This is a genomic window from Selenomonas sp. (genome assembly GCF_052169755.1).
GTDB lineage: Bacteria > Bacillota > Negativicutes > Selenomonadales > Selenomonadaceae > Selenomonas.
Map to the genome: position 1 here is coordinate 1 of NZ_JBQNBV010000197.1, position 2,789 is coordinate 2,789.

Genomic DNA, 2,789 nt, shown 5'->3' on the forward strand with positions numbered 1-2,789 from the left:
CTTTGCGTCCTTGCCTTTGATCTCGAATGCGCGTTTCAGCGCCTCTTCGAAGGTCAACGCGTGCTCCATGTGCATGTCGCGGATCATTTGGGCATCGCAGAGGTCGGTGACCATGATGACCGTGAAGCGGTCGAGGATGCGCGCGAGGATCTGCATCTCCCACTGGTCGGGCAGCGTATCTTCCTGCGGCGTCGCTTCTATTTGGTCGAGCAGTTCGCGCGGCGTCTTTGCAGCCTTCAGGGTCTTGTAGAAGGATTCGCCGCCGTGCCCGTCGTTACAGGCTGCGACCATGATGATGACGCCGCCCTCGTTGCAGTTCGCCTCGGCTGCCGTCATGCCCTTGACCGCCTGATAGATGTTCTGATCGAGCGGATAGCCGCCGTTCGTCGATACGACGATGTCGGACGGGTTGCGCTTGATTTCGGCGAGCGTGCGCACATAGTCGCAGCCCGTGACGTGCGCTTCTTGGCTGTCGCCGGCAAAGGCGGCGATGACTTCCTTCTCCGCATTGATGACGACGTTTAGGATGAAGGCGAGCTTCGCTTCCTTCGCCGCGTGGAGCATATCGCGGTGAATGGGGTTGCCGTCGAGGATACCCGTGCGCGCCTTGTCGCTCTTGATGAATTTGCTGCAGTGATTCGCCATGACTGTCTTGGCGGATGCGATGCCCGGCAGGATCGCCTTGCGGCCGCCCGAAAAGCCCGCGAAGAAGTGCGACTCGATGAAGCCTTCGGCGATGAGAAGATCGGTGTCAATCGCCATGCGGTTGATGAGCAGTTTGCCGCCCGACGGCAAAAGACCGAGATCTGCCATCGCCGCGTCGTCCTGTGAATCGTGGATGACGATCTTCTCGTTTTTGACGATGTCCTCGCCGAAGCGATCGACGAGCTCTTCGTGCGTCGTCGCGCGATGGAAGCCCGTCGCGATGAGGATTGTGATGTCAATTTCGGGGTTTGCCTCGCGGATGCGGCGCAGGAGGATCGGCATCGTCACGCGGCTCGGCACGGGGCGCGTGTGATCGCTCGTGATGATGACCATGCGCTTCTTGCCGCGGACGAGTTCTTCGAGCTTCGGACTGCCGATCGCGTTGTCAAGTGCACGTTCGACGATTTCCGCTTGTGTGCCTTGCTGTTCTTTGCCTTCGGGGTGGGATTCGAGTACGCCGAGGAAATTCTCGTCAGGGACATGAATTTCCATTTTCCCTTTGCTGTAAGGAATTTTCAACTGCATTATTCCACGCTCCTTTTTTGTTATGATTCTCTGGCGAGTATTATTATAACATAGGGCGAATCGTTTGGGCAATGAAAGGATTTGCACTTATGGGAAAATTCCGTTATAATAAGAAAAAACAAGACGCAGGACTATGCGCGGCCGCATCACATGACGGCTGCAGGGCAACGACGGAGGTTTTCAAAGCGATGGCAGAACGGTTTTACAACTTGACGGTGGCGGGCATTCGGCGAGAACTGCCGATTTTGAATGTGACGGACACGTTGGCGATTGCGGGCTTCATCATGCTCGGCGACGTTGAGCTGACTGCCGCTTGCGCACAGGCGCTTGCTGAAAAGATGCCGAAAGAAACGGAAGTCATTTTGACGGCGGAGACAAAAGGCATCCCCCTCGCAGCGGAACTGGCGCGCTGTCTCGGCATGAAGCGTTACGTCGTCGCAAGGAAGTCCGTCAAGGCGTACATGGATGACGCTGTCTGGGTCGAAGATCGCTCGATCACAACGAAGGGCGTGCAGAAGCTCTGCCTCGACGGCGTGGACAAGGCGCGCATCGCAGGGAAGAATGTGCTGCTTCTCGACGACGTCGTGTCGACGGGCGGTTCGATGAAGGCGTTGATGGAGCTTGCAGACAAGGCGGGCGGCAAGATCGTCGGCGAAGCGTGCGTGCTGGCGGAAGGGGCGGCGGCAGAGAGGAAGGATCTGATCTTCTTAGAAGCGCTGCCGCTTTTTGATGCGCAGTGAATGGGAGAGTTGCGAGGAGGTGCGGCCATGTTGTCGATTCCGATTATACGAGAACGCATTACCCCCGTGTGCCAAAGATACCCCATACGGAAAGCATATCTCTTTGGCTCGTATGCCAGAGGGAATGCGACCGAAAAGAGTGATATCGACCTGCGCATCGAAGGTGATATAGAGAGCTTTTTCATGTTGGGCGGCATCTATTCGGAACTTGAAGATGCATTGGGAACGAAGCTCGATCTTTTAAGCAAGATTCCTGATTCTGAGGCATTTAGAGCGAATCTCCAGAAGGATGAAGTGTTGCTTTATGAACGATAGAGACAGGCAGATCGCAAAGCATATCCTGCGGCATTGTGAGGAGATTTTTGAGACTGTAGAGCGATTTGAGACTTCTCAAGAAAGGTTTAAGCGTGACCATGTGTTCTGCAATGCGTGCTCTATGGCACTTTTTCAAATAGGAGAGCTTTCCAAACGAATGTCAGAAGAGTTCAGGACGAGATATGCAAATATGCCTTGGGCTGAAATGCGGGGGATGAGAAATCTTTTTGCGCATGAGTACGAGTCACTGGATAAAGACTTGCTGTGGGAGACCGTGACGAAAGACATTCCTGCACTGTATGAGCGGCTGTAAGAGATTTATCGTGGTGAATAGCCGTCGGATTGGTATGCTTGATTGCGAAAAACATCAGAAAAGGTGTTGACAAACGAGGTGAGAACCGCTAGAATATACTCTGTCAGTCAGCGCGTGTGTGCGGCGGGCGAATCAAGCGGAAGTAGCTCAGTGGTAGAGCACCACCTTGCCAAGGTGGGGGTCGCGAGTTC

Annotated in this window: 4 protein-coding genes; 3 read left to right on the plus strand and 1 reads right to left on the minus strand. The window is 54.7% G+C overall.

Translation table 11 applies throughout. The annotated features are described in order from the left end of the window. The coding region (larA, locus tag ACTTKG_RS10205; protein ID WP_442674091.1) for a nickel-dependent lactate racemase at nucleotides 1-1,230 on the minus strand (1,230 nt) is incomplete at its 3' end. Nucleotides 1,231-1,418: 188 nt separating this feature from the next. Here larA and ACTTKG_RS10210 point away from each other — a divergent pair. Genes ACTTKG_RS10210 through ACTTKG_RS10220 form a run of 3 tightly spaced genes read left to right on the plus strand, consistent with a single transcriptional unit; the run spans nucleotide 1,419 to nucleotide 2,598 of the window. Next, nucleotides 1,419-1,970 carry a phosphoribosyltransferase family protein gene (locus ACTTKG_RS10210; RefSeq protein WP_442674092.1) on the plus strand — a complete coding sequence of 184 codons (552 nt, stop codon included), beginning with the start codon at nucleotides 1,419-1,421 and terminating at the stop codon, nucleotides 1,968-1,970. 27 nt (nucleotides 1,971-1,997) lie between these two features. Next, on the plus strand, nucleotides 1,998-2,285 hold the full coding sequence (locus ACTTKG_RS10215; RefSeq protein ID WP_442674093.1) for a nucleotidyltransferase family protein: 288 nt from the start codon (nucleotides 1,998-2,000) through the stop codon (nucleotides 2,283-2,285). Further along, nucleotides 2,275-2,598 (plus strand): HepT-like ribonuclease domain-containing protein, encoded by a 324-nt coding sequence (locus ACTTKG_RS10220; protein WP_442674094.1) that lies wholly within the window; start codon nucleotides 2,275-2,277, stop codon nucleotides 2,596-2,598. The genes ACTTKG_RS10215 and ACTTKG_RS10220 overlap by 11 nt, the downstream gene beginning before the upstream one ends. The last annotated feature ends 191 nt before the right edge of the window (nucleotides 2,599-2,789 follow it).